At 62.6% G+C, this 25673-nt stretch carries 27 protein-coding genes, 4 tRNA genes and 1 pseudogene; 22 read left to right on the top strand and 10 right to left on the bottom strand.

Features of this window, described 5'->3' with window-relative positions:
• Nucleotides 1–64: 64 nt before the first annotated feature.
• From ACIP21_RS16290 to ACIP21_RS16280, 3 genes are all read right to left on the bottom strand, one after another.
• Nucleotides 65–141 (bottom strand) — tRNA-Met (locus ACIP21_RS16290).
• Between the two features lie 135 nt (nucleotides 142–276).
• Nucleotides 277–353, bottom strand: a tRNA-Met gene (locus ACIP21_RS16285).
• Nucleotides 354–488: 135 nt separating this feature from the next.
• A tRNA-Met gene (locus tag ACIP21_RS16280) sits at nucleotides 489–565 on the bottom strand.
• Nucleotides 566–775: 210 nt separating this feature from the next.
• On the opposite strand from ACIP21_RS16280, the gene dinB reads away from it, so the two are divergent.
• On the top strand, nucleotides 776–1834 hold the full coding sequence (gene dinB / locus ACIP21_RS16275; protein WP_400689499.1) for a DNA polymerase IV: 1059 nt from the start codon (nucleotides 776–778) through the stop codon (nucleotides 1832–1834).
• Between the two features lie 39 nt (nucleotides 1835–1873).
• On the opposite strand, the gene ACIP21_RS16270 is transcribed toward dinB, so the two are convergent.
• From ACIP21_RS16270 to ACIP21_RS16260, 3 genes are all read right to left on the bottom strand, one after another.
• Nucleotides 1874–2824: a hypothetical protein gene (locus ACIP21_RS16270; protein ID WP_400689325.1), complete on the bottom strand. Its 951-nt coding sequence runs from the start codon at nucleotides 2822–2824 to the stop codon at nucleotides 1874–1876.
• Between the two features lie 19 nt (nucleotides 2825–2843).
• Nucleotides 2844–4559 carry a proline--tRNA ligase gene (locus tag ACIP21_RS16265; protein WP_400689323.1) on the bottom strand — a complete coding sequence of 572 codons (1716 nt, stop codon included), beginning with the start codon at nucleotides 4557–4559 and terminating at the stop codon, nucleotides 2844–2846.
• Between the two features lie 161 nt (nucleotides 4560–4720).
• A complete protein-coding gene (locus ACIP21_RS16260; RefSeq protein WP_400689320.1) occupies nucleotides 4721–6001 on the bottom strand; it encodes an OprD family porin in 1281 nt (426 codons plus the stop codon).
• Nucleotides 6002–6737: 736 nt separating this feature from the next.
• On the opposite strand from ACIP21_RS16260, the gene ACIP21_RS16255 reads away from it, so the two are divergent.
• On the top strand, nucleotides 6738–7157 hold the full coding sequence (locus ACIP21_RS16255) for an HIT family protein (protein WP_400689318.1): 420 nt from the start codon (nucleotides 6738–6740) through the stop codon (nucleotides 7155–7157).
• Nucleotide 7158: 1 nt separating this feature from the next.
• Nucleotides 7159–7365 (top strand): SlyX family protein, encoded by a 207-nt coding sequence (locus tag ACIP21_RS16250; RefSeq protein WP_400689315.1) that lies wholly within the window; start codon nucleotides 7159–7161, stop codon nucleotides 7363–7365.
• Between the two features lie 38 nt (nucleotides 7366–7403).
• Here the strand turns inward: ACIP21_RS16250 and ACIP21_RS16245 are convergent, their stop codons facing one another.
• A complete protein-coding gene (locus ACIP21_RS16245) occupies nucleotides 7404–7997 on the bottom strand; it encodes a cold shock domain-containing protein membrane protein (RefSeq protein ID WP_400689314.1) in 594 nt (197 codons plus the stop codon).
• A gap of 278 nt (nucleotides 7998–8275) precedes the next feature.
• On the opposite strand from ACIP21_RS16245, the gene ACIP21_RS16240 reads away from it, so the two are divergent.
• The 19 genes from ACIP21_RS16240 to ACIP21_RS16150 all read left to right on the top strand — a co-directional run bounded on the left by ACIP21_RS16240 (nucleotide 8276) and on the right by ACIP21_RS16150 (nucleotide 22618).
• Complete coding sequence (locus tag ACIP21_RS16240; RefSeq protein ID WP_400689311.1) at nucleotides 8276–8749, top strand: Dps family protein; 474 nt, start codon at nucleotides 8276–8278, stop codon at nucleotides 8747–8749.
• A 145-nt stretch (nucleotides 8750–8894) separates the two neighbouring features.
• Complete coding sequence (locus tag ACIP21_RS16235; RefSeq protein ID WP_400689308.1) at nucleotides 8895–9212, top strand: ribbon-helix-helix domain-containing protein; 318 nt, start codon at nucleotides 8895–8897, stop codon at nucleotides 9210–9212.
• Nucleotides 9213–9314: 102 nt separating this feature from the next.
• A complete protein-coding gene (locus ACIP21_RS16230; protein WP_400689305.1) occupies nucleotides 9315–9536 on the top strand; it encodes an FmdB family zinc ribbon protein in 222 nt (73 codons plus the stop codon).
• Nucleotides 9537–9630: 94 nt separating this feature from the next.
• Entirely contained in the window at nucleotides 9631–11406 is a 1776-nt protein-coding gene (gene aspS / locus ACIP21_RS16225) for an aspartate--tRNA ligase (RefSeq protein WP_400689302.1), read from the top strand.
• 109 nt (nucleotides 11407–11515) lie between these two features.
• Nucleotides 11516–12262 carry a YebC/PmpR family DNA-binding transcriptional regulator gene (locus ACIP21_RS16220; RefSeq protein ID WP_400689300.1) on the top strand — a complete coding sequence of 249 codons (747 nt, stop codon included), beginning with the start codon at nucleotides 11516–11518 and terminating at the stop codon, nucleotides 12260–12262.
• Nucleotides 12263–12427: 165 nt separating this feature from the next.
• Nucleotides 12428–12952 carry a crossover junction endodeoxyribonuclease RuvC gene (ruvC, locus tag ACIP21_RS16215; RefSeq protein ID WP_060510186.1) on the top strand — a complete coding sequence of 175 codons (525 nt, stop codon included), beginning with the start codon at nucleotides 12428–12430 and terminating at the stop codon, nucleotides 12950–12952.
• Nucleotides 12953–13061: 109 nt separating this feature from the next.
• On the top strand, nucleotides 13062–13679 hold the full coding sequence (gene ruvA / locus ACIP21_RS16210; RefSeq protein WP_400689297.1) for a Holliday junction branch migration protein RuvA: 618 nt from the start codon (nucleotides 13062–13064) through the stop codon (nucleotides 13677–13679).
• Nucleotides 13676–14722 (top strand): Holliday junction branch migration DNA helicase RuvB, encoded by a 1047-nt coding sequence (gene ruvB / locus ACIP21_RS16205; protein ID WP_400689296.1) that lies wholly within the window; start codon nucleotides 13676–13678, stop codon nucleotides 14720–14722. Before ruvA ends, ruvB begins: the two co-directional genes overlap by 4 nt.
• Before the next feature lie 125 nt (nucleotides 14723–14847).
• The gene (ybgC, locus tag ACIP21_RS16200; protein WP_167068951.1) at nucleotides 14848–15300 is read left to right on the top strand and encodes a tol-pal system-associated acyl-CoA thioesterase; all 453 of its coding nucleotides are present in this window, start codon (nucleotides 14848–14850) and stop codon (nucleotides 15298–15300) included.
• A gap of 2 nt (nucleotides 15301–15302) precedes the next feature.
• On the top strand, nucleotides 15303–15998 hold the full coding sequence (gene tolQ, locus ACIP21_RS16195; RefSeq protein ID WP_054902637.1) for a protein TolQ: 696 nt from the start codon (nucleotides 15303–15305) through the stop codon (nucleotides 15996–15998).
• Between the two features lie 14 nt (nucleotides 15999–16012).
• A complete protein-coding gene (gene tolR, locus ACIP21_RS16190) occupies nucleotides 16013–16465 on the top strand; it encodes a protein TolR (protein ID WP_400689292.1) in 453 nt (150 codons plus the stop codon).
• Complete coding sequence (tolA, locus tag ACIP21_RS16185) at nucleotides 16465–17541, top strand: cell envelope integrity protein TolA (RefSeq protein ID WP_400689289.1); 1077 nt, start codon at nucleotides 16465–16467, stop codon at nucleotides 17539–17541. The genes tolR and tolA overlap by 1 nt, the downstream gene beginning before the upstream one ends.
• Nucleotides 17542–17567: 26 nt before the next feature.
• Nucleotides 17568–18839, top strand: a complete 1272-nt coding sequence (tolB, locus tag ACIP21_RS16180) for a Tol-Pal system beta propeller repeat protein TolB (RefSeq protein WP_400689286.1) — start codon at nucleotides 17568–17570, stop codon at nucleotides 18837–18839.
• 54 nt (nucleotides 18840–18893) lie between these two features.
• Nucleotides 18894–19391 (top strand): peptidoglycan-associated lipoprotein Pal, encoded by a 498-nt coding sequence (pal, locus tag ACIP21_RS16175; RefSeq protein ID WP_023381906.1) that lies wholly within the window; start codon nucleotides 18894–18896, stop codon nucleotides 19389–19391.
• A 6-nt stretch (nucleotides 19392–19397) separates the two neighbouring features.
• The gene (gene ybgF / locus ACIP21_RS16170; RefSeq protein ID WP_400689283.1) at nucleotides 19398–20213 is read left to right on the top strand and encodes a tol-pal system protein YbgF; all 816 of its coding nucleotides are present in this window, start codon (nucleotides 19398–19400) and stop codon (nucleotides 20211–20213) included.
• Nucleotides 20214–20369: 156 nt separating this feature from the next.
• Entirely contained in the window at nucleotides 20370–21017 is a 648-nt protein-coding gene (gene queE, locus ACIP21_RS16165; RefSeq protein ID WP_306380896.1) for a 7-carboxy-7-deazaguanine synthase QueE, read from the top strand.
• 17 nt (nucleotides 21018–21034) lie between these two features.
• Nucleotides 21035–21712 (top strand): 7-cyano-7-deazaguanine synthase QueC, encoded by a 678-nt coding sequence (gene queC, locus ACIP21_RS16160; protein WP_400689279.1) that lies wholly within the window; start codon nucleotides 21035–21037, stop codon nucleotides 21710–21712.
• Between the two features lie 57 nt (nucleotides 21713–21769).
• Nucleotides 21770–21845 (top strand) — tRNA-Lys (locus ACIP21_RS16155).
• 167 nt (nucleotides 21846–22012) lie between these two features.
• Nucleotides 22013–22618, top strand: coding sequence for a hypothetical protein (locus ACIP21_RS16150; protein WP_400689276.1), 606 nt, complete (start codon nucleotides 22013–22015; stop codon nucleotides 22616–22618).
• Between the two features lie 27 nt (nucleotides 22619–22645).
• Here the strand turns inward: ACIP21_RS16150 and ACIP21_RS16145 are convergent, their stop codons facing one another.
• From ACIP21_RS16145 to ACIP21_RS16135, 3 genes and pseudogenes are all read right to left on the bottom strand, one after another.
• Nucleotides 22646–23605, bottom strand: a complete 960-nt coding sequence (locus ACIP21_RS16145) for a cation diffusion facilitator family transporter (protein ID WP_400689273.1) — start codon at nucleotides 23603–23605, stop codon at nucleotides 22646–22648.
• A 146-nt stretch (nucleotides 23606–23751) separates the two neighbouring features.
• Nucleotides 23752–24507 (bottom strand): methyl-accepting chemotaxis protein, encoded by a 756-nt coding sequence (locus tag ACIP21_RS16140; RefSeq protein ID WP_400689496.1) that lies wholly within the window; start codon nucleotides 24505–24507, stop codon nucleotides 23752–23754.
• A gap of 102 nt (nucleotides 24508–24609) precedes the next feature.
• A pseudogene (locus ACIP21_RS16135) lies at nucleotides 24610–25599 on the bottom strand (HAMP domain-containing protein); the annotation flags it as partial.
• Nucleotides 25600–25673 lie beyond the last annotated feature (74 nt).

Genomic DNA, 25673 nt, shown 5'->3' with positions numbered 1-25673 from the left:
CAGGCGACGGAATGCAACAAGCCCCGCGCTGCTGTTACACAGGCGGGGCTTGTTCTGACGAATATGGTTGCGGGAGCCGGATTTGAACCGACGACCTTCGGGTTATGAGCCCGACGAGCTACCAGGCTGCTCCATCCCGCGTCAGAGGGGCGCATTCTACAGCTTTGCTTGTTGCCGTCAAGCGCAATTTTCTGTGCCAGGCAATTTTTTGCTGGAGCCTGTTCTGCAGGGCAATAAAAAAGGCCACTGCGTTAACAGTGGCCTTTTTCATGAATCTGGTTGCGGGAGCCGGATTTGAACCGACGACCTTCGGGTTATGAGCCCGACGAGCTACCAGGCTGCTCCATCCCGCGCCTGTGGGATCGAATTCTACAGTGAACGAGCCGGGTGTCAAGCGCTAGTCATTGATTTATCTGATTTTTCTTGGCTCGGATAAATCCCGGGCAAAGAAAAAGGCCACTGCGTTAACAGTGGCCTTTTCTCGAATCTGGTTGCGGGAGCCGGATTTGAACCGACGACCTTCGGGTTATGAGCCCGACGAGCTACCAGGCTGCTCCATCCCGCGCCTGTGAGATCGAATTCTACGGATTTTCCGCAGCGTGTCAACTCTTATCTTAAAAAAACCGTTTTCGTTCAAACCCTTACGCATCCGCCCAAGGCCTGCGACTCAGGTGCGGCGCGCCTTTCAGGCGGATTATCGACCAAGGCTGTTTCTGTAACCGTGGCATGCGCTACTATCTGTATGAATTTACAGTGGTGGCCGTCATCCATGTCCGTGCGCAAGATCATCCACATCGACTGCGATTGCTTTTATGCCGCGATCGAGATGCGCGATGATCCGCGGCTGGCCGGCAGGCCCATGGCCGTGGGCGGCTCCCCGGACCGCCGTGGCGTGATTGCCACCTGCAATTACGAGGCGCGGGCCTATGGGGTGCGTTCGGCGATGTCGTCGCACCACGCCCTCAAGCTCTGCCCGGACCTGGAAATCGTCAAGCCGCGCTTCGAGGCCTATAAAGAGGCTTCCCGGGAGATCCATGCGATCTTTCGCGACTACACCGAACTGATCGAGCCCTTGTCACTGGATGAAGCCTACCTGGATGTCTCCGACAGCCAATGGTATGCCGGCAGTGCCACGCGCATCGCCGAAGACATCCGCCGGCGCGTCGCCCGTACCTTGCATATCACCGTATCGGCGGGGGTGGCGCCGAACAAGTTCCTGGCCAAGATCGCCAGTGACTGGCGCAAGCCCAACGGCCTGTTCGTGATCACGCCGGACCAGGTCGAAGCGTTCGTCGCCGCCCTGCCAGTGACCAAGCTGCATGGCGTCGGCAAAGTCACGGCGGACAAGCTCAATCGCCTAGGGATCGATACCTGTCAGGACCTGCGTGAATGGTCGCGGCTGGCACTGGCGCGCGAATTCGGCAGTTTTGGCGAGCGTTTGTGGGGGCTGGCGCGTGGTATCGATGAGCGTGCGGTGCACAACGACAGCCGGCGGCAGTCGGTCAGCGTCGAGAACACCTACGATACCGACCTGCCGGACCTGGCCAGTTGCCTGGAGCGCCTGCCCGAACTGTTGACCAGCCTGAACCAGCGGATCGAGCGGATGGACAGCAGCTACCGGCCCGACAAACCCTTCGTCAAGGTCAAGTTCCATGACTTCAGCCAGACCACCCTGGAACAGGCGGGGGCGGGCAGGGACCTGGAGAGCTACAAGCAGTTGCTGCGCCAGGCGTTTGCCCGGGGCGGCAAGCCTGTGCGCCTGCTGGGGGTGGGGGTGAGGCTGCGCGACCTGCGCGGGGCGCATGAGCAGTTGGAGTTGTTTACCGCTGAGTAGCAGGGGCCGCGTTGCGGCCCTTCGCGAGCAAGCTCGCTCCTACAGGCCCGGATCAGCTACCAAGCGGCCGGTGGCCTTGGTCAGCGCCTGCAGAAACTCCTGCTGCAGCTCCGGATCGTTGCGGGTCAGCTCGATCAGGCTCTGCTCCATCTCGCTGGCTTCTTCTTCCAGGCCAAGCTCCGACAGGCGCTTGACCCGGTGGACCCACTGGCCGACATCGTCATCCTCAAGGTCATCGAAGATCAGCTCGTGAGCTTCACGCAGCTTGTTGCGCAGCGTGGCGCTGACCAGCAGGCTGGCATCGCCACGCACGGCGTTGTCCTCGTCGACCACTTGCAGGTGCAGGGTGCCGACATTGTTCAGGTGCTGCTCCGAGAACGGGCTGTCCAGCAGGTTCAGGCGCAGCACGCCATTCTTGTCGGTGGTCAGTTCGTGGGTCAGCTTGCCGGCCTTCACTTCGACCAGGCGCTCGTTCCAGGGCAGGCTGGCGAACTCCTCGCGCTTGTCCTTCTGCACTTCGCTGATGCCCGCCAGGTTCTGCTGGGCGCGACCATTGGACGGCGTGTTCATGAACGGGTTGAGCCCGTCCAGGCCATAGCTGAGCCAATCGTGGGTCACGCTGTCCGGCAGGTTGCCCAGGGCGAACACGTTGACCACGTTGGCGCCGATGCCCGCCACCACCGCCACTGCACCCAGCGGAATCTCGTAGATCTCGCGCCAGGGTTGGTAAGGCGTGTAGCGGTCATAGCGCCGCGTGACTTCGTACTCGGTGACCTCGAAACGCTTCTGCTCGTGAATGCGCACGCGCCGTTGCGGAAGCTCCATCACCTTGGGCTCGCCGACATCGATCTGCAGGGTGTGCTCGAGCAGTTTGCGCTCGACGCGCTCCTCATGGTCGCTGCGCTGGGACATCTGGTTGGCGCAGCCGCTGACGAGCAGGGCGCCGCTCAGAACGGCGCCCCCCAGGGTAATGGTACTTCGCTTGGACATGATCACTCGGGCTTGGTTATCAGCGGCGCACGCGGGCCTGCAGGAAGGTCAGCACTTCAGCGAGCGGCAGTGCCTGGGCGTCCTGCTCGGTGCGGTGCTTGTACTCCAGGTTGCCTTCGGCCAGGCCGCGGTCGCTGACGACGATGCGGTGCGGGATGCCGATCAGCTCCATGTCGGCGAACTTGATGCCGGGGCTGGTCTTCTTGTCGCGGTCGTCCAGCAGCACTTCGAAGCCGGCGGCAGTCAGCTCGGCGTACAGCTTGTCGGTCGCCTCGCGGACCATCTCGGTTTCATAGCGCAGCGGTACCAGGGCAATCTGGAAGGGCGCCAGGGCGTCGTTCCAGATGATGCCCTTGTCGTCGTAGCTCTGCTCGATGGCCGCTGCGACCACGCGGGACACGCCAATGCCGTAGCAACCCATGGACAGCACCACCGGCTTGCCGTTCTCGCCCAGTACCTGGCACTTGAGCGCTTCGCTGTACTTGGTGCCGAGCTGGAAGATGTGGCCCACTTCGATGCCGCGCTTGATCACCAGGGTGCCCTGGCCGTCCGGGCTCGGGTCGCCCTCGACGACGTTACGGATGTCGGCAACCTGGGGAACCGGCAGGTCACGTTCCCAGTTGACGCCGAAGTAGTGCTTGTCGTCGATGTTGGCGCCGATGCCGAAGTCGCTCATCAGGGCGACGGAGCGGTCGATGATGACTTCCAGCGGCAGGTTCAGCGGGCCCAGGGAGCCTGCGCCTGCGCCGATGGCATCACGCAGCTCGGCGTCGGTGGCCATCACCAGCGGGTCGGCGACCTGTTCCAGCTTGGTGGCCTTGATTTCGTTCAGTTCGTGGTCGCCACGGACCACCAGTGCCACCAGCTTGCCTTCTTCGGCGCCGCGCACGATCAGGGTCTTGACGGTCTTTTCGATCGCCAGGCCGTGGTTCTCGACCAGTTGCGCGATGGTCTTGGCCTCCGGGGTGTCGACCAGGCGCAGCTCCTCGGTAGGGGCAGGGCGCACGGTTTCACGCGGGATGGCTTCGGCCTTTTCGATGTTGGCGGCGTAATCGGAGCTGTCGCTGAAGATCACGTCGTCTTCGCCGGACTCGGCCAGCACGTGGAATTCGTGGGAGTAGCTGCCACCGATCGAGCCGGTGTCGGCCTGTACCGGACGGAAGTCCAGGCCCAGGCGGGTGAAGACGTTGGAATACGCCTGGTGCATGCGGTCGTAGGTTTCCTGCAGGGAAGCCTGGTCGGCATGGAAGGAGTAGGCGTCCTTCATGATGAATTCGCGGCCGCGCATCAGGCCGAAGCGTGGGCGGATCTCGTCACGGAACTTGGTCTGGATCTGGTACATGTTGAGCGGCAGCTGTTTATAGCTGGACAGCTCGTTGCGGGCCAGGTCGGTGATCACTTCTTCGTGGGTCGGGCCGACGCAGAAGTCGCGCTGGTGACGGTCCTTCAGGCGCAGCAGCTCAGGGCCGTACTGTTCCCAGCGGCCGGACTCCTGCCACAGCTCGGCAGGCTGGATGCTCGGCATCAGCACTTCCAGGGCACCGGCGGCGTTCATTTCCTCACGCACCACGTTCTCGACCTTGCGCATCACGCGCAGGCCCATCGGCAGCCAGGTGTACAGGCCGGAAGCCAGTTTGCGGATCATGCCGGCGCGCAGCATGAGCTGGTGGCTGATGACCACTGCGTCGGCAGGGGTTTCTTTCTGGGTGGCGAGCAAATATTGACTGGTGCGCATGGTTAGCCGTGTCGATTGCCTAAGACGTTGAAAATAGCCCCGCATTGTACGGGGGCGAAACGAAGGCGTACAGAATGCCCCAGGGCGTGGCTGTTGTCAGCCAAGAAAAAGCCCGGCGGTTGTGCCGGGCTTTTTCAGGTGCGGGGCACTGCAAGCCAGGCTTACAGGATGCTCAGCGGGTACTCGACGATCAGGCGCAGTTCGTCCAGCGAATCGGAGTAGACCGAATCGGCGGAGCGATAGGTGGCCTGACGTACACGGAAGCTCAGGTCTTTGGCCGGGCCTTCCTGGAGCACGTACTTGATATCCACGTCGCGTTCCCATTCCTTGCCGTTGGTGGTATCACCCACGTTGGCATCGGTACCGCGCACGTAACGGGTCATGAAGGTCAAGCCTGGAACACCGAACTCGGCGAAGTTCAGGTCGTAGCGCAGTTGCCAGGATTTTTCGTCTTCGGCGTTGAAGTCCGAGCGCGCGACGGAGTTGGCCAGGAAGATGGTGCCGCCACCATCTACGCCGTAAGCGTATTCGCCGTCGCCGGTGACTTTCTGATAAGCGGCGGTGATGGTGTGGGGGCCGAAGCTATAGGCGGCCGAGAAGCTGTAGGCGCGGTTGTCGAGCTTGTCGCCATCGAACGAGGCGCGGGCCTCGCTGCCTTCACTCTTGGTGTCGTAGATGTTGAAGTCGAACACCAGGCCTTGCTTGTCGGAAATCGGCAGTGCCCAGTTGACGTTGGCGTAGTACTTGCGCCAGTAGTCTTCGACCTTGGAGTAGTAGAGGCTGGTGTTCAGGTTGTCGGTGAAGGCGTAGGTGCCGCCGACCACGTTTGCCGACTTCAGGTGCAGGCTGTCACGGTCGGTCTGGTCCTGGGCGTTGATGCCGGTGAAGCGGCCAGCGTTGAGGGTCAGGCCCTTGATTTCGTTGCTGGTGATCAAGGTGCCTTCGGCAACTTCAGGCAGCAGGCGGCTGTCGTCGGTGGCGAAGACAGGCAGCGCAGTGAACTGGTTGCCGACCTTCAGAACCGTGTCGGAGATACGGAACTTGATGGCGCCGCCGGCTTCGGAGTAATCATCTTGCGAACGGCCATCCGAGCCAGTTGGGAACAGACCGGTGCCCGCGTATCCACGGCCGCTGTCCAGTTTCAGGCCGAGCAGGCCGATGGCGTCGAAGCCGACCCCGACGGTGCCTTGGGTAAAGCCCGATTCGAAGGTGCCGATGAAGCCCTGGCCCCATTCGCGCTGGTCGTGGCGCACATTGTTGGCGCGGTTCGCGGCGGTTTCCGAGCTGCGGTAGTCACGGCTGAAATACAGGTTGCGCAGTTTTACACCGAGCTTGCTGTCTTCGACAAAGCCTTTGGATTCGTCTTGCGAGGAGGCTACGGCCATCTGCGAGGTCCCTGCCGCAACGGCCAGGGCGATCATGCTCCACTTCATCACGCGCATCGTGATTTGCTCCTTTGGTTTTAGGAAGAGTACCGCTGCGCCCAAGTCTTTTAGTTATATGGGGCAGCTCTTTCTTGTTATGTCGGCGAAAATGTATAGCACGCTGACTGTTATTGGCGATATGGCAAAATTGATCCTTTCGGGAACTTTACGGCCATGTCGCTTTCAGGTATTTCCATGTCGCAAATCACGTCCCGGTTATCCGGGTCGTACAACGCCAGCGCTGTTTCCATCCCGTAACGATTCGGTAGTCACTGAATCCGGTGGGAAAACTCCCTGGGCTCTCCAATGCCGCTGTTGTTATTTGTCGCGTCACCTGGTCAATGCAGGTGTCGTGCCGACTTGGCGTGAAGAGAATGCAACAAGCGTGCTCAAAATTAACAACGGTTAATGAATTTTTCACAAACAGGGCTGGCAAAGCTCGGAAAGCGCCGAAAACACGGGGTGGGAGTTGTCTGATGGTGTGCCACGTTAAATGTGACGGATAAAAGAAAAAGCTGTCATAAAAGTCAATGTGTTACCGGCAACTGTTGAGGCAGAGTCATTCATGTGGGTAGAAGCGTATTCCGCTACAGTTTTGTGGCCTCATTTTGGTGCGAAAAGTAGCGCAGTGTTACCGTTACTGTGCAACCAGCGCCCTTGCATGAACCCAAAGTGTGCGCCCAGGTGCTTCGCGCATGCTGGCAAGGGCGAAGCGCGGTATCCTTGCGGCATGTTTTAGTGATGGAGGTTTGCCGTGTTTGAGATGGATTCGCGTTTGCAGCAGGATTCCCTGGTGCTCGGGGACTTTGGGCTGTGCCGTCTGCTGCTCAGCAAGGATGCCAACTACCCCTGGTTCATCCTGGTGCCCAGGCGCGCAGGCGTGAGCGAGCTGTTCGACCTGAGTGCGGACGACCAGGCGCAATTGTGGAAAGAAACCACCCTGCTGGCCGAAGTGCTCAAGGGTGAGTTCGAGGCCGACAAGATCAACGTTGCCACCCTGGGCAACGTGGTGAAGCAGATGCACATGCATGTCATCGTCCGCCACCAGAGCGATGCCGCCTGGCCTGCGCCGGTGTGGGGCAAGGTACCGGCGGTCGAATACGCGGCGGGCGAGGTCGAGGCAATCCGCAAGCGCCTGCGCGGGCTGCTCGGCAACGGATACCAGGAGGCCTGAAATGTCGGAACAAGCACGCATCATCGAACTGGAAACCCGTCAGGCGTTCCAGGACGACACCCTTCAGGCGCTGAATGACGTGGTGGTGGAGCAGGGGCGGGTGATCGAGCGGCTGCAACTGCAGGTGGCCGAGCTGATCAAGCGTTACGAGGAAATGGTCGGCCAGTATGGCAGCGAGGGAGAGGAGGCGCCGCCCCCGCACTATTGAAAGCAAAAGGCCCCGGGATTGCCCCGGGGCCTTGCGTTTCAGCGGCGGGTAACCGCCACCACGTCTTCGGCCTGCAGGCCTTTGTCACGGTGCATCACCGAGAACTCGACGCGCTGGCCTTCGACCAGGATGCGATGGCCTTCGCCGCGGATGGCGCGGAAGTGGACGAAGATATCGTCGCCCGAGTCGCGGGAAATGAAGCCGAAACCCTTGGACGTGTTGAACCACTTCACGGTGCCGGTATCACGCCTGCCGGTTTCCACTGGCGCACCTTGGCTGGCGCGTGCCTTGCGCCCGCTGCGGGCGAAGCCGGCGGCCAGGTGCAGGACCACGGCCAGTGCCGCGCAGACCAGCGCCGCCAGGTTGCCCATTTCGGGGCGGGCGAGCAAGGTCAGGGTCTGCAGCACCACGGCCACCACCAGCAGGGCGCAGGCCAGGTGCTGCAGTTGCTGGCGGGCGCCGCGGTAGTACAGGGGCACGACCGGGGCCAGCAGCAGGTTGAGCAGGCCGAGCAGGGCCAGGTAGACCGCGTCGGGTTGCTGCAGGAAAGGTGAAGCGTCGGTTTTCAGGCTGGGCATGAGCGATAGCAGCAAAGCCGCGACGCCCGTCACCAGATGGACGATCTTGAACATGGGGTTGGCTCACAGTTGATAAGGCCGATCACAGGAAGAGCTGGCGACACGGTGCGCATGAGGTGTAGGGCGCGAACACGTGTTGGGCCAGCCTATGCACCCGGCAATGACAGTCCGCACGGGTGGCACGGTGCCTATTTAACCGCAAAGGCAGGGCCTTCTCAAATCACCGGTGGCCGGCATCGGTCGATTGCGCCAGATCATGGGCGGCCGGGGCAGGTGTTGCTAGAGTGTTTCGGGCCCGCTTGATCATCAAGCCAAACGGAAAGGGGAGCTTCATGGCAATCGATATCGGTATCAGTGAAGAAGATCGCAAATCCATCGTCGAAGGGTTGTCCCGGCTGTTGTCGGATACCTACGTGCTGTATTTGAAAACCCACAACTTTCATTGGAATGTCACCGGTCCATCGTTTCGCACCCTGCACCTGATGTTCGAAGAGCAGTACAACGAACTGGCGCTGGCGGTTGATTCGATCGCCGAGCGTATTCGTGCACTGGGCTTTCCGGCGCCAGGGTCCTATGCATTCTATGCGCGGCACTCCTCGATCAAGGAGGAGGAAGGCGTTCCTGTCGCCGAGGAAATGATCCGCCAGCTGGTGCAGGGCCAGGAGGCAGTGGTGCGTACCGCACGCAGTATCTTCCCGGCGGTGGACAAGGTCAGTGACGAACCGACTGCCGACCTGTTGACCCAGCGCATGCAGGTCCATGAAAAGACAGCCTGGATGCTGCGCGTCCTGCTGGACGGTCGGTAACCCGCTCGAAGCTGCCGAAACAGCCTGATCATGCCAGCCCTGGTCAGGCTTTGCGGTTTGCTCAGGAAGCCTTTGCTGCTGCGTTGCACTCGCGTTTGCGCGCCTCATTGAGCCCTTGGTAATCAAGGTGAGGCTGTGGGGCAAGATGCAAGGATGTAAGAAGGCGGCAAGCCATGGATGCTGGTCGGGCAAGCCGAGGTTCGATCCGTTCAGGGCGGATTTCGATATGTTGCAGATCCGACCGGTGTCGCGCTCGGTGCGGCTCAACGGGTTTTCCACCTGCCTGCGCCTGGAGGCGGTGTATTGGGGTATTCTCGAACGGATAGCCGAGGTCAACCGCTGCTCGGTCAGCGCCGTGTTGTCCTACGTCGACCGTGAAGTTCACCTGCGCCAGGGCGGGGTGCGCAACTTCAGCGGGCTGGTGCGGGTGATCTGCGTTGTCTGGCTGCTCGACCCGCCGTGAGCGCACCGATCGCCGGGCGAGGCTGCGCAGTGTCAATTAACCATATATAATTCCGCTTTTTGCTGCCCAGGCAGCCAGCGTTGTGGTTGACGAGAGACGTTCATGCCCCTTTATGACTATCAATGTGCCTCCTGCGATCACCGGATGGAGGTGCTGCAGAAGATCAGCGCCGCGCCGCTGACCGACTGCCCGGCCTGTGCAGCGCCGGCATTGAAGAAGCTGCTGTCGGTGCCGGGCTTCCGCCTGAGCGGCAACGGCTGGTACGAAACCGACTTCAAGACCGGGGCAAAAAAGAATCTGGCAGGCGGCGACAAGGCCGACTGAGTTGAATTGCAGTAGCCGGGTCTTGCAGTATTAGCCCTTCGGGCGGCCAAGGCCTCCATCGAATACACGAATCACGAGAAGCGAAACCACCATCATGATGCGCAGCCATTATTGCGGCCAACTGAACGAGAGCCTGGACGGCCAGGAAGTCACCCTTTGCGGCTGGGTCCATCGTCGCCGCGACCACGGCGGGGTGATCTTCCTCGATATCCGTGACCGCGAAGGCATGGCCCAGGTCGTGTTCGACCCGGATCGCGCCGAAACCTTCGCCGCCGCCGACCGCGTGCGCAGCGAATACGTCGTGCAGATCACCGGCAAGGTGCGCCGTCGTCCGGATGGCGCAGTCAACGCCAACATGGCCTCCGGCGCCATCGAGATCCTCGGCTACCAGCTGAACGTGCTCAACGAAGCGGAAACCCCGCCGTTCCCGCTGAACGAGTACTCGGACGTGGGCGAAGAAACCCGCCTGCGCTACCGCTTCATCGACCTGCGTCGCCCGGAAATGGCCGACAAGCTGCGCCTGCGTTCGCGCATCACCAGCAGCATCCGTCGCTTCCTCGACGAAAACGGCTTCCTCGACGTCGAAACGCCGATCCTCACCCGGGCCACCCCGGAAGGCGCGCGTGACTACCTGGTGCCGAGCCGCACCCACGCAGGCAGCTTCTTCGCCCTGCCGCAGTCGCCACAGCTGTTCAAGCAGCTGCTGATGGTTGCCGGTTTCGACCGCTACTACCAGATCGCCAAGTGCTTCCGCGACGAAGACCTGCGTGCCGACCGCCAGCCGGAATTCACCCAGATCGACATCGAGACCAGCTTCCTCGACGAAGCCGAGATCATGGGCCTCACCGAGAGCATGATCCGCAAGCTGTTCAAGGAAGTGCTGGACCTGGAATTCGGCGAATTCCCGCACATGACCTTCGAAGAGGCCATGCGCCGCTACGGTTCCGACAAGCCGGACCTGCGTAACCCGCTGGAACTGGTGGACGTTGCCGACCAGCTCAAGGACGTCGACTTCAAGGTCTTCGCCGGCCCGGCCAACGATCCGAAGTGCCGCGTCACCGCCCTGCGCCTGCCAGGCGGCGCCAGCATGCCGCGCAGCAAGATCGACGAGTACACCAAGTTCGTCGGCATCTACGGTGCCAAGGGCCTGGCCTACATCAAGGTCAACGAGCGCGCCAAGGGTGTCGAGGGTCTGCAGTCGCCGATCGTCAAGAACATCCCCGAGGCCAACCTCAACAACATCCTCGACCGCGTAGGCGCCGTGGATGGCGACATCGTGTTCTTCGGTGCCGACAAGTTCAAGGTGGTCAGCGAAGCCCTGGGCGCGCTGCGTATCCGCCTGGGCCACGACTTCGAGCTGCTGACCTGCGAGTGGGCACCGATGTGGGTCGTCGACTTCCCGATGTTCGAAGAGAACGAAGACGGCAGCTTCACCGCGCTGCACCACCCGTTCACCGCGCCGAAGTGCACCCCGGAAGAGCTCGAGGCCAACCCGGCCACCGCGCTGTCGCGTGCCTACGACATGGTCCTGAACGGCACCGAGCTGGGTGGCGGTTCGATCCGTATCCACCGCAAAGAGATGCAGCAAGCGGTGTTCCGCCTGCTGGGCATCGAGGCCGAGGAACAGGAAGAGAAGTTCGGCTTCCTGCTCGACGCCCTGAAGTTCGGCGCGCCGCCGCACGGTGGCCTGGCCTTCGGCCTGGACCGCCTGGTCATGCTGATGACCGGCGCCCAGTCGATCCGTGAAGTGATCGCCTTCCCGAAAACCCAGAGCGCCGCGTGCGTCATGACCCAGGCCCCTGGCATGGTCGACGCCAAGGCCCTGCGTGAGCTGCACATCCGTCTGCGCGAGCAGACCAAGGTCGAGTAAGCGGCCCCGGGCGCATCCCGGCGGGTGCGCCCACGCGCTTCGGCGCAGTCTTTCCACATTCCGCCCTTCGGGGCGGAATCTGTTTCTGAATCAAGGATCTGGAGTCGTTATGGCGGGTCATTCCAAGTGGGCGAACATCAAGCACCGCAAAGAGCGCCAGGATGCCAAGAGAGGCAAGATCTTCACCAAGTGGATCCGTGAGCTGACCGTGGCCGCCAAGCAGGGTGGCCCGGACGCTGCCTCCAACCCGCGCCTGCGCCTGGCACTGGACAAGGCCCTGGGGGCCAACATGAGCCGCGACATCATCGATCGCGCCGTGGCCCGGGGTGCTGGCACCAACGAGAGCGACAACGTCGAGGAGCTCAGCTACGAAGGCTACGGCCCGGGTGGCGTGGCGATCATGGTCGAAGCCATGACCGACAACCGCAACCGTACCGCTGCCGCCGTGCGCCATGCTTTCACCAAGTGTGGTGGCAACCTCGGCACCGACGGCTCGGTGGCCTACCTGTTCGAGCGCAAGGGGCAGATCAGCTTTGCCGCGGGCGTCGAAGAGGACGCGCTGATGGAGGCGGCGATGGAAGCCGATGCCGACGACGTGGTCGCCAACGACGATGGCTCGTTCGAGGTGTTCACCTCGTTCAACAGCTTCTACGCCGTGCGCAACGCGCTGGAGGAGGCCGGTTTCAAGGCCGCCGACGCGGAAATCGTCATGCAGCCGACCACCAGTGCCGAGCTCGACCAGGAGGGTGCCGAGAAGGTCCTCAAGCTGATCGACATGCTCGAAGACCTGGATGACGTGCAGAACGTCTATTCCAATGCGCAGATCTCCGACGAGATCATGGAAAAACTCGGCTAAGGTCTGCTGGCTGATCTTGTCAGGCCTTTGGGCTTTCCTTTTCTTGTACCGGCCCTTTCGCGGGTAAACCCGCTCCCACAGGTCTCCTGCGATCCTGTGGGGGCGGGTTCACCCGTGAAGGGGCCGGCACAGTTTGTACACCTGTAATTCTTTGCGACGGGCGCTATGACTCTGATTCTTGGTATCGACCCCGGCTCGCGCATCACCGGCTACGGCGTGGTCCGCCAGACCGCCCGTGGTTGCGAGTACGTGGCGTCGGGCTGCATCCGCACCGGCAGCGGCGAGTTGCCCGAGCGGTTGCAGATCGTTTTTCGCGGCGTCAGCGAGATCATCGCCCAGCACGGCCCGGTGACCATGGGCATCGAACGGGTGTTCATGGCGCGTAACGCAGACTCCGCGCTCAAGCTCGGCCAGGCCCGCGGCGCGGCCATCGTCGCCGCCGCCGAAGCGGGCCTGGAAATCGCCGAGTACAGCGCCAGCCAGGTCAAGCAGGCGGTCGCCGGCAGCGGCGGGGCGAATAAAGAGCAGGTGATGCTGATGGTCATGCATCTGCTCAAGCTGACCCAGAAGCCGCAGATCGACGCCTCCGACGCCCTGGCCATCGCCCTGTGCCATGCCCACACCCGCTCCAGCCTGGTGCCCCACGGCCTGGCCACGGCACGGCGACGCGGCGGGCGCTTGCGTCTTTGAGCGCTTCATGCGCTGATACACATTTTGTCCGGGGGAGCCATTCACCGGGCGCATTTGCTGATAGGGTTGAGCGGTCTTCGACCGGCTCCCCGAGAGGAAGGAACTAGACGTGATTGGACGTTTGCGCGGCACCCTGGCGGAAAAACAGCCGCCGCACCTGATTATCGATGTCAACGGCGTGGGCTACGAGCTGGAAGTGCCGATGACCACCCTGTACCGCCTGCCCAAGGTGGGCGAGCCGGTGACCGTGCACACCCATCAGGTGGTGCGTGAAGACGCCCATCTGCTCTACGGCTTTGCCGAAAAGCGCGAGCGCGAACTGTTCCGCGAGCTGATCCGCCTCAATGGCGTGGGGCCGAAGCTGGCGCTGGCGCTGATGTCGGGCCTGGAAGTGGACGAACTGGTGCGCTGCGTGCAGGCTCAGGACACCGCCGTGCTGGTGCGCGTGCCCGGCGTCGGCAAGAAGACCGCCGAGCGCCTGCTGGTCGAGCTCAAGGACCGCTTCAAGGCCTGGGAGACCTCCCCGGCGATGTTCACCCTGGTGTCCGACGGCCCGCTGCCGGTGGCCAGCGAGTCTACGGCCGAGGCCGACGCGGTCAGCGCCCTGGTCTCCCTGGGCTACAAGCCGCAGGAAGCGAGCAAGGCGATCGCCGCGATCAAGGACAAGGCCGGCCTGAGCAGCGAGGAGCTGATCCGTCGCAGCCTTAAAGGGATGATTACCAAGTGATCGAAGCCGACCGCCTGATCGCCGCCAGTGGCCGCGACCGTGAAGAAGTCCAGGACCGCGCCATTCGCCCGCTGCGCCTGGACGAGTACATCGGCCAGCCGGTGGTGCGCGAGCAGATGGCGCTGTTCATCCAGGCCGCCCGTGGGCGCGGCGAGTCGCTCGACCATACCCTGATCTTCGGCCCGCCAGGCCTGGGCAAGACCACCCTGGCCAATATCATCGCCCAGGAAATGGGCGTGTCGGTCAAGAGCACTTCGGGGCCGATCCTCGAGCGCCCCGGCGACCTGGCTGCCATGCTGACCAACCTCGAACCGCATGACGTGCTGTTCATCGACGAAATCCACCGCCTGTCGCCGGTGGTCGAAGAAGTGCTGTACCCGGCGATGGAGGACTTCCAGCTCGACATCATGATCGGCGAAGGCCCGGCGGCCCGTTCGATCAAGCTCGACCTGCCGCCCTTCACCCTGGTGGGGGCCACCACCCGCGCCGGCATGCTGACCAACCCGCTGCGCGACCGCTTCGGTATCGTCCAGCGCCTGGAGTTCTACAGCGACAAGGACCTTTCGACCATCGTCAGCCGCTCGGCCGGTATCCTTGGCCTGGCCATCGAGGACCAGGGCGCCTACGAGATCGCCCGACGCGCCCGTGGCACGCCGCGCATTGCCAACCGCCTGCTGCGCCGCGTGCGCGACTATGCCGAAGTGCGCGGCAAGGGCCAGATCACCAAGTCCGTGGCCGACATGGCGCTGAACCTGCTGGACGTCGACGAGCGCGGCTTCGACCATTCCGACCGCCGCCTGCTGCTGACCATGATCGAAAAGTTCGACGGTGGCCCGGTCGGTGTCGACAACCTGGCCGCGGCAATCAGCGAGGAGCGCCATACCATCGAGGATGTGCTGGAACCCTACCTGATCCAGCAGGGCTATATCATGCGCACCCCTCGCGGGCGGGTGGTGACCCGCCATGCCTACCTGCACTTTGGCCTGGATGTGCCGGGCAGTCTGGGCGCTGCCGGAGAATTTTCCGGGTCAGGCGATGAATGACAGATCGAAACCGGCTTTTCGTGGTCCTACCGCTGGCATGCCGATGGTGCGCTGGCAATACGACATTAATGAAGAAAAAACAGTTGCCGCAGCGGATTGGCAAGCTGAGGAGTAAGCACTAGAGTATGCGCGCGCAAAATGGCCTGGAACCGTTCGCTCACCGCTGTCGCGTCTATTACGAGGATACCGATGCCGGTGGCGTGGTGTATTACGTCAATTACCTGAAATTCATGGAGCGCGCGCGCACCGAACGCCTGCGGCACCTGGGTTTTTCCCAGTCGCAACTGGCCGAAGACAACCTGTTGTTCGTGGTCCATTCCAGCGAAGCCCGCTATCACGCGCCGGCGCGCCTGGACGACGAGCTGCGGGTCACCGCGCAAGTACTTGAACTCAATCGCGCCAGCCTGCGCTTCGTGCAGCAGGTCTGGCGGGAAAAGGATGAAACGCTGCTCTGCGAAGGGCAGTTCCTGGTGGCTGCCGTGCGCGCCGACACTTTCAAACCCCGAGCCATACCTCCCCAGCTGCGCGACGCCTTTGCGGCAGACGGCTCGGGTACTCAATCGAATGCAGGAGAATAAGCGTGGAAGCTAACGTCGTCGACCATACCTCCATGTGGAGTCTGGTCAGCAATGCCAGCGTGGTGGTACAGCTGGTAATGCTGACCCTGGTGGCCGCCTCGGTCACCTCATGGATCATGATCTTCCAGCGCAGCACCATGCTGCGCGCCGGTCGTCGTGCGCTGGATGCCTTCGAGGAGCGTTTCTGGTCGGGCATCGACCTGTCCAAGCTGTACCGTCAGGCAGGCAGCAACCCGGACCCGGATTCGGGCGTCGAGCAGGTCTTCCGTGCCGGCTTCAAGGAATTCTCGCGCCTGCGCCAGCAGCCGGGCGTCGACCCGGACGCGGTCATGGAAGGCGTGGGCCGTGCCATGCGCGTGGCCATCTCGCGTGAGGAAGAAAAGCTCGAGCAGAGCCTGCCGTTCCTCGCCACCGTCGGTTCCACCAGCCCGTACATCGGCCTGTTCGGTACCGTGTGGGGCATCATGAACTCGTTCCGCGGCCTGGCCAGCGCCCAGCAGGCCACCCTCGCCACGGTCGCTCCGGGCATTGCCGAGGCGCTGGTCGCCACCGCCATCGGCCTGTTCGCGGCCATCCCAGCGGTAATCGCCTACAACCGCTTCGCTGCCCGCAGCGAAGTGCTGATCGGCCGTTACTACACCTTCGCCGACGAGTTCCAGGCGATCCTGCACCGCAAAGTGCACACCAGCGAAGAGTAATCAGGTAGAAGCCCATGGCCCGAGTTCGCCACAAACGCAAGCCCGTCGCCGAGATGAACGTGGTGCCCTACATCGACGTGATGCTGGTGCTGCTGGTCATCTTCATGGTGACGGCGCCCATGCTCAACCAGGGCGTGAAGGTCGACCTGCCCAAGGTTTCCAGCGAAGCCTTGCCGCAGGACAACAACGTCCAGATCCTCACCATCTCCATCAAGGCCGACAAGACCTACTACTGGAACCTCGGCAGCGAAGTCGACACCGACAAGCAGATGGACAAGGCCATGACCTTGCCGGACATGACCAGCGCAGTGACCAAGGTCATTGCCGCCGGTCGCGACCAGGGCAAGCAGACCCAGGTCTTCATTCGTGGCGACAAGGCTGTCGACTACGGCGCCGTCATGGGCGCCATGGGCGGGTTGCAGAAGGCCGGTGTCGGTAACGTTGGCCTGATTACCGAGGCGCCCTGATGCAACAGCGAGAGCCATCCGCCTCGGAAAGCTACTTCTGGCCCAGTGTCTGGGCCATCGGCCTGCATGTGCTGGTGTTCGCATTGCTGTTCGTCAGCTTTGCCATGACACCTGAATTACCGCCTTCCAAGCCGATCGTTCAGGCTACGCTGTATCAACTCAAGTCCAAGAGCCAGGCGACCACCCAGACCAATCAGAAGATTGCCGGGGAAGCGAAGAAAACCGCCTCGCGCCAGACCGAAGTCGAGCAGCTGGAGCAGAAGAAGGTCGAACAGGAGGCCATCAAGGCCGCGGAACAAAAGAAAGCCGACGCCGCTCAAAAGGCCGAGGAGGCACGCGAAGCAGCCGAGGCGAAAAAGGCCGAGGAAGCAGCCAAGGCCGCCGAAGCCAAGAAAGCCGCCGAGTCCAAGAAGGCCGAGGAGGCGAAGAAGGCCGCCGAGAAGCAGCAGGCCGACATCGCCAAGAAGAAGGCCGAGGACGAGGCGAAGAAGCAGGCCGAGGAAGACGCCAAGAAACAAGCCGCTGAAGAGGCCAAGAAAAAGGCCGCTGAAGAGGCGAAGAAGAAAGCAGCCGAGGACGCCAAGAAGAAAGCGGCGGCCGAGGACGCGAAGAAGAAGGCAGCTGAAGAGGCCAAGAAAAAGGCCGCTGCAGATGCTCAGAAGAAAAAGGCACAGGAAGCGGCCCGCAAGTCGGCGGAAGACAAGAAAGCCCAGGCCCTGGCCGAGCTGTTGTCCGACACCACCGAGCGGCAGCAGGCCCTGGCCGACGAGCAGGGTGACCAGGTGGCCGGCGACTTCGACGACCTGATCCGCATGCGCGCGGCCGAGGGTTGGGCACGTCCGCCTTCCGCGCGTAAGGGCATGACGGTGACCCTGCAGGTCAACATGCTGCCGGACGGCACCGTGACCGGCGTCAGCGTGGTCAAATCCAGTGGCGACGGTCCGTTCGACAGTTCGGCGGTGGCCGCAGTGAAGAACATCGGTCGGTTGACCGAGATGCAGGGTATGAAGCCGAGCGATTTCAACCGTTATCGTTCGTTCAAGATGACATTTACACCTGAGGATCTAGCGTTGTGATTAAACTCCTTCGAGGAATGCTGGTCATGCTCTGCTGCGTGGCTGGCATGGCCATGGCAGAGGAAAAGAACATCCTGGTCACCAGCGGCAGCGATCGGGCCACGCCCATCGCGGTAGTGCCGTTCGGTCTGCAGGGTGGCAGCGTGCTGCCGGAAGACATGGCCGACATCATTGGCAACGACCTGCGCAACTCCGGCTATTACTCGCCGATCCCGCGGCAGAACATGATCAGCCAGCCGACCCAGGCCAGCGAAGTCATCATGCGCGACTGGAAAGCCCTGGGCGCCCAGTACGTGATGGTCGGCAGCATCGTGCCGTCGGGCGGTCGCCTGCAGGTGCAGTACGCGCTGTTCAACGTCGCCACCGAGCAGCAAGTGCTGACCGGCAGCGTCGCGGGCACCGCTGACCAGCTGCGCGACATGTCGCACTACATCGCCGACCAGTCGTTCGAGAAGCTCACCGGCATCAAGGGGGCGTTCTCGACCCGCATGCTGTACGTGACCGCCGAGCGCTTCTCGACCAACAACACCCGCTACACCTTGCAGCGTTCGGACTACGACGGTGCGCGTGCGGTGACCCTGCTGCAGTCGCGCGAGCCGATCCTGTCGCCGCGCTTCGCGCCGGATGGCAAGCGTATCGCCTATGTCTCGTTCGAGCAGAAGCGCCCTCGCATCTTCGTCCAGCACATCGATACCGGCCGCCGCGAGCAGGTGACCAACTTCGAAGGCCTGAACGGTGCGCCTGCCTGGTCGCCTGACGGTTCGCGCCTGGCGTTCGTGCTGTCCAAGGACGGCAACCCGGACATCTACGTGATGAACGTGGCCTCGCGCCAGATCAGCCGCGTCACTGCCGGCCCGGGTATCAATACCGAGCCGTTCTGGGGCAAGGATGGCAACACCCTGTACTTCACCTCCGACCGTGGCGGCAAGCCGCAGATCTACAAACAGTCGGTCAGTGGTGGTGGTGCCGAGCGAGTGACCTTCGTGGGCAACTACAACGCCAACCCGAAACTGTCGGCGGATGAAAAGACCCTGGTGATGATCCATCGCCAGCAGGGCTTCACCAACTTCAAAGTGGCTGCACAAGACTTGCAACGTGGAAGTGTAAAGATTCTCACGGAAACAAGTCTTGATGAGTCGCCCACTGTTGCGCCCAACGGCACCATGCTAATCTACGCCACCCGCCAGCAGGGCCGGGGAGTCTTGATGCTCGTGTCGCTTAACGGCCGTGTGAGGCTCCCACTTCCTACCGCTCAAGGCGAAGTCAGAGAACCGTCCTGGTCCCCTTACCTGAACTGATTGCGGCGTAATACGTTTTGCTTAACACACTGGGGTTTCATTAGGAGTTTCACGATGGAAATGCTGAAGTTTGGTAAATTTGCTGCGCTGGCTCTGGCCATGGCCGTAGCTGTAGGTTGCTCCTCGAAAGGCGGTGACAACGCTGGTGAAGGCGCTGTTGATCCGAACGCTGGCTACGGTGCCAACACTGGCGCTGTCGACGGCTCCCTGAGCGAAGAAGCCGCCCTGCGCGCAATCACCACCTTCTACTTCGAATACGACAGCTCGGACCTGAAGCCAGAAGCCATGCGCGCTCTGGACGTTCACGCCAAGGACCTGAAAGCCAACGGCAACCGTGTTGTTCTGGAAGGTAACACCGACGAGCGCGGCACCCGCGAGTACAACATGGCTCTGGGTGAGCGTCGTGCGAAAGCCGTTCAGCGCTACCTGGTTCTGCAGGGCGTTTCCCCTGCTCAGCTGGAACTGGTTTCCTACGGCGAAGAGCGTCCAGTTGCCACCGGCAACGACGAGCAGTCCTGGGCTCAGAACCGTCGCGTAGAACTGCGTAAGTAAGTTCTTATGCGTATGTGCCGTCGTGCTGTAACCGTCCTCGCACTCAGCCTGCCGCTTTCGGCGTGGGCTGCGGTTCCTGTAGTTGATGACAACGGGGGTGCTTACCCACCTTCCGGTTATGGCACGAGCGGCGCCTACGCCGGCGCAGGGGCTGCGGCCCCTGCCTCGGCGCAGGGCCAGCTGTTCATGCAGCTGCAACAGATGCAGGATCAACTTTCCCGCCAGCAAGGCATCATCGAAGAGTTGCAAAACGATGTGTCGCGCATGAAGCAGGAAAACCTGGAGCGATACCAGGACCTTGATCGTCGCATCAACAGTGGTGGCGCACCCGCTGCGACCCCCGACAATTCCTCCACCGGTGGTGCACCCGATGCCGCCGCCGGTGCTGCAGCAGGCGCCGCTGGCGCTGCTGCACAACAACCGGCCGCCAACAGCGAGCCCGGTGATCCGGCGAAAGAAAAGCTCTATTACGATGCGGCTTTCGACCTGATCAAGCAGAAGGACTTCGACAAGGCCAGCCAGGCGTTCAACGCCTTCCTGCGCAAGTACCCGAACAGCCAGTACGCCGGCAACGCCCAGTACTGGTTGGGTGAGGTGAACCTGGCCAAGGGTGACCTGCCAGCGGCCAGCCAGGCCTTCGCCCAGGTCAGCCAGAAGTACCCCAAGCACAGCAAGGTGCCTGATTCGCTGTACAAGCTGGCCGACGTCGAGCGCCGCATGGGCCATACCGACAAGGTCAAGGGCATCCTGCAGCAGGTCATCACCCAGTACCCCGGCACCTCTGCCGCGCAACTGGCGCAACGCGACCTGCAAAAGCTCTAAGCCGCACCTTTTGAAGAAACCCGCGCCTGTCGCGGGTTTTTTCGTTAGAATTACCGCCCTTTTATAAATACGCTGTAGCGGATAACGCCATGTCGAGTCCGCGACAGTGCCTGACGGAGGCGGACAGCCTGTTCAGCTGTCACGCCCGTGGCGAGCATGCAAGACACACTACGCATCACCGAAGTCTTTTACTCTTTGCAGGGTGAAACACGAACGGCTGGGCTGCCCACGGTATTCGTGCGCCTCACCGGTTGCCCCCTGCGCTGTCAGTACTGCGACAGTGCCTACGCCTTCACCGGCGGCACCATTCGCACCCTCGATTCGATCCTCGAGCAGGTGGCCGGCTTCAAGCCGCGCTATGTCTGCGTCACCGGTGGCGAGCCGCTGGCCCAGCCCAACGCCTTGCCGCTGCTGCAGCGTCTGTGCGATGCCGGTTACGAAGTGTCGCTGGAAACCAGCGGCGCCCTGGATATCTCTGGCACCGATGTGCGCGTCAGCCGCGTGGTCGACCTCAAGACCCCGGGCTCGGAAGAGTCGCACCGCAACCGCTACGAGAACATCGAGCAGCTGACCCGCAACGACCAGGTCAAGTTCGTCATTTGTTCCCGCGAGGACTATGACTGGGCGGTGTCCAAGCTGATCCAGTACAACCTGGCCGAACGCGCCGGCGAAGTGCTGTTTTCGCCAAGCCACCACCAGGTGAGCGCGAGTGACCTGGCCGACTGGATCGTTGCCGACAACCTGCCCGTGCGTTTCCAGCTGCAGCTGCACAAGCTGCTGTGGAACGACGAACCCGGACGTTGATTGAGAGAGTGAACGACATGACTGACAAACGCGCGGTAATCCTGCTGTCCGGCGGCCTCGACTCGGCCACCGTGGTGGCCATGGCCAAGGCCCAGGGCTACAGCTGCTACACCATGAGCTTCGACTACGGCCAGCGCCATCGCGCCGAGCTCAACGCTGCTGCCCGCGTCGCCCGCGACCTGGGCGTGGTCGAGCACAAGGTGATCGGCCTGAACCTCGATGGCATTGGCGGTTCGGCCCTGACCGACAGCAGCATCGACGTGCCGGAAACCCCGGGCGAGGGCATCCCGGTCACCTACGTGCCGGCGCGCAACACGGTGTTCCTGTCGCTGGCCCTGGGGTGGGCGGAGGTGCTGGAAGCGCGTGACATCTTCATCGGCGTCAATGCCGTGGACTACTCCGGCTACCCGGACTGCCGCCCCGAGTTCGTCGAGGCCTTCGAACGCATGGCCAACCTGGCCACCAAGGCTGGCGTGGAAGGGCAGGGCTTCCGTATCCAGGCGCCGCTGCAGAACATGAGCAAGGCGCAGATCGTCCAGGCTGGCATGGCCCAAGGCGTCGACTACAGCCTGACCGTTTCCTGCTACCAGGCCGACGATGAAGGCCGCGCCTGTGGCAAATGCGACAGCTGCCGCCTGCGGGCAGACGGCTTCAAGGCCGCCGGGGTAGACGACCCGACGCGGTATTTTTCATGATTTTTTGATGATGCCTTGATTTTTCGTTAGAAATCAGTATTATACGCGCCATCCAACGGGTCGTTAGCTCAGTTGGTAGAGCAGTTGGCTTTTAACCAATTGGTCGTAGGTTCGAATCCTACACGACCCACCATATGCAGTAAGTCAAAGCCCGCTACCGGAAACGGTGGCGGGCTTTTTCGTTTTGGGCTGACGCCTTTGTTCGTGACCTTGCAGGAATAAACTTCTGCCATCGAGTGTTGTGCTTCTTCAAAACAATGCGGTGATTGAAGAATTGCCAAGCCTGAGGTGGAAGGCTTCATGAGTAGTGTGCATGTGAATGCGATTGTCTATATCTGGTACCCCGAGGATGAAAAGATGGGGCATGCGGCCCTGTACATTGGGGATCCCCTTTCAAGAATGGCACTCGATCTGCCATTTGACGCGTTTCACAGTAAGCAAGCGCGTCAGATGCACAGGGAATACATTGAGCGGCACAACACCAACTACGTCAGTTGGTGGCCGGAAAAGGCTGCCGGAGCGTTCAATAGAATCCGTCAGGGCCGAAATTTCTTTCTTGAGGAGGATATCGAGTCTGAGCAGGCCGATCCGCATGTCGTCTATAAAATTCGGGGCCTTGATGAGCTGGCGATGAATAGGGCCTGGGAAAGCATCCGCAGCAAGCCAGGCGCGCACTATCAATTCTTGCGCAAAAATTGCGCAACGGTGGTTATGCGGATCCTGAGGGCGGGCGGGGCACTACAGCGCCTGCCGCCGATACAGCGCGGCTGGTTCTCGCATTCACTGTATGTCACGCCCAAGAATATCGCCCAAGTCGGCAACGGGTTGCGCGACGCAGGCTGGGCGCAAAAGGTCAAAGATCGGTACTGTCCTTCAAAACAAGGGTTTAACTTCGGACTTCGCTGATCTTCCAGCCAGGCCGCATTCTGCCATTTACTCGGCCCAAGCCGGATCGCCAGTGAATACTACGGTGATCCAGCGGTCTGGCCCCTCACCGCCGACGGCTTCGCCAATCTCGTCGCGCAGCGCATCCCATTCGGCTATCGGGCGCGCCGGCATGTCGCTGGGCACGATGAAGTACAGTTCGATCTCGCGTGAGCGGCCGACCTTGGCCACATAAGCCTTGTAGGACTGCAAGCCGTGCTTGGCGACGAACTGCTGGGCGACGGTGTCGACGTGCAGCTTGAGGTCGCCCGGCGTCACCAGGAAGATTTCCGACAGCGCCTGGCGCACCACCGACAGCGGCAGCGGGATGATTACCAGGCACACCAGCGCCAGCACCGCCGGGTCGATGTACGGCGACACCCATTCCCACTGGGTGCCCTGCACGGCGTAACCGAAGCAGAAGGCGATCAACAGGGCCGCAGTGATGCTGGCCGACATCACCCAGCCCTTGACGTCCATGCGCACGAAGTCGGAGTTCAGCTTGCGGTTGGCGCGTGCCTCGACCACGGCGATGGTGGCGCAGGCGATCACCGTCAGCACGGCATAGACCATGGCGATGCCGAACTCCAGGTGGCGGCCGCCTTGCAGCACGCTGCTGACGGCGTTGATCAGCGCGTAGATGGCCACGCCGCTGAGCAGGATGCCGTTCAGCGCCAGGACCATCGGCTCCAGGTGCCAGAAGCCCATGGTGAAGCGTTCGCGCAGCTTGCGCGACAATTGCAGGCTGGTGGCATGCGAGGTGATCAGCTTGACCACCACCAGCGACAGGCCGCTCATGCTGGCGTCGACCAGCGAGTAGACGCCGTCGAAGACGATCGAGAACGAGCCGGACGCCAGGCCGAAGCCGATGCCGATGGTGGCGATGAACAGGGTGACGGCGATCGAGGTGCGTAGCAGGCCCTGTTCGCTGGTGATGTCGAAGAAGGAAGATCGGGGGGCGGTTTGCATGGGGTGTGCTCGGTAAATAGCCTTGTTGCTGTGTTATCTGCTCTGGCCTCTTCGCGGGTAAACCCGCTCCCACAGGGATATCACAAGCCTTGAGGGTTGCGCTGTACCTGTGGGAGCGGGCTTGCCCGCGAAGAGGCCCTTGCAGGCTAGACGCGAAACTGTTCCATCAACGCCTGCTGCTGGTTGGCCAGGCGGTTCAAGGCCTGGCTGATGCGTGCCGATTCATCGGCCTGCCCGGACAGCGACTCGGTCACATCGCGAATCCCTGCCACGTTGCGGTTCACTTCCTCGGCCACCGCGCTCTGCTCCTCGGCCGCCGAGGCGATCTGCAGGTTCATGTCGCTGATCACCGCCACCGCCTCGCCGATGCGTTGCAGCGCCGGCAGCGCCTGTTCCATGCGCTCGGCGCTGGCCTGGGCCTGGCGCTGGCCCGCGTGCATCGAGCCGACCACATCCTGGGTGCCTTGTTGCAGGCCTTCGATCACCTGGCGAATCTCCTCCACCGACACCTGGGTGCGCTGGGCCAGGCTGCGTACTTCGTCGGCGACCACGGCAAAGCCGCGCCCGGCCTCGCCGGCACGGGCGGCTTCGATGGCGGCGTTGAGTGCCAGCAGGTTGGTCTGCTCGGCGATGGCGCGGATCACCTCCAGTACCGAGCCGATCTGCTCGCTGCGCTGCTCCAGTGCGCGGGCTTCGCCCATCGCCGTGTCCATGCCGCCGGCCAGCTGGTCGATGGCCTGGCGCGTGCTGGCGATCAGTTGCAGGCCCTCGCGGCTGGCCTGGTCGGCGCCGCGTGCGGCATGGGCGGCCTGGGCCGCGTTGCGGGCGACATCCTGGGCGGTGGCGCTCATCTCGTTGGCGGCGGTGGCCACCTGTTCGATCTCGCGTTGTTGCTGTTGCATGCCATTGCTGGTCTGGCTGGCGATGGCGGCGGACTGGTCGGCGGTGCCGCGGGCTTCGAGCAGCGAGCCTTTGACCTGGGCGATCACCGGCTGCAGCTTGTCGAGGAAGCGGTTGAACCAGCCGGTCAGCTGGCCCAGTTCGTCCTGGCGGGCGTAGTCCAGGCGGCGGGTCAGGTCGCCTTCGCCGCTGGCGATGTCTTCCAGGCGTGCGGCCACGGCGAGGATCGGCCGGGTCACGCCGCGGGCGGTCAGCCACACCAGCAGCAGGCCGATGACCGCCGCGCCCAGGCCGATCAGCAGGCTGGTCAGGTTGGCGTTCTGGTTGTGGCTGTCCAGGCGCTGGTTGAGCGCCACGGCGGGGGCTTGCAAGACCGCTTCGGGCAATTCCAGCTGCACCTGCCAGGGGCTGGCGTCGGGGATCGGCGCGAACGGCCGGGCCACCCGCAGCAGGCCTTGCTCCACCCGCTGGTCCAGGTGCTGGCCCAGCTTGCCGGCATCACGGCTATGCCCGGCCAGCAGGCCGGCGGCGCTGACGATGCTGACCTGGCCCTGGCCGTCGAACAGCTCCTGGCGGCTGTCCAGGCTCAGTTGCTGGAGGTTGTCCAGGCCAATGTCCAGGCCGACCACGCCGACCACCTTGCCGTGCTCCAGCAGCGGCAGGGCGATGCTGGTCATCAGCACCTGGCGGCCGTTGACATCGTCCAGGTAGGGTTCGAGCACGCAGGCCCTGGCGGTTTCCTGGGGGCAGGTCAGCCAGCGGTTTTTGGCCAGGCCATTGGTGCCGGGGCTGTTGTCGCCGAGCATCGACTCGGGCATCGCTTCGCGCTCCAGCGCGCCGGGGCTGGGTTGCGACCAGTACAGCGAGAAGCGCCCGCTTTCGTTGCTGCCGTTGGCGGCCTGGCCGACGAACTGGCTGTCCTGGTGGTCCAGCGCATCGGGCTGGAACACCAGATACAGGCCGATGATGTCCGGGTTGCCGGCCAGGCTCTGCTGGGCCTGGCGGGTCAGCTCGGCGCGCAGGTCGGCGCCGCCCTTGGCCTTGAGCACCTGCACCAGGCGGGCGAAGCCGTTGCCGTACTGGTAGGCGTCCATGAAGTAGCGCTGGATGCGCAGCGCCTGGGTTTCGGCGTGGGCCTGCAGGCGCAGGCGCGCGCTGTGTTCGAGCA

This window comes from Pseudomonas sp. NPDC089401 (assembly GCF_044749485.1).
In the GTDB taxonomy this organism is placed as follows: Bacteria; Pseudomonadota; Gammaproteobacteria; order Pseudomonadales; family Pseudomonadaceae; genus Aquipseudomonas.
The sequence above is the reverse complement of the archived record's forward strand: the minus strand, read 5'-3'. Positions and strand labels throughout refer to the sequence as shown.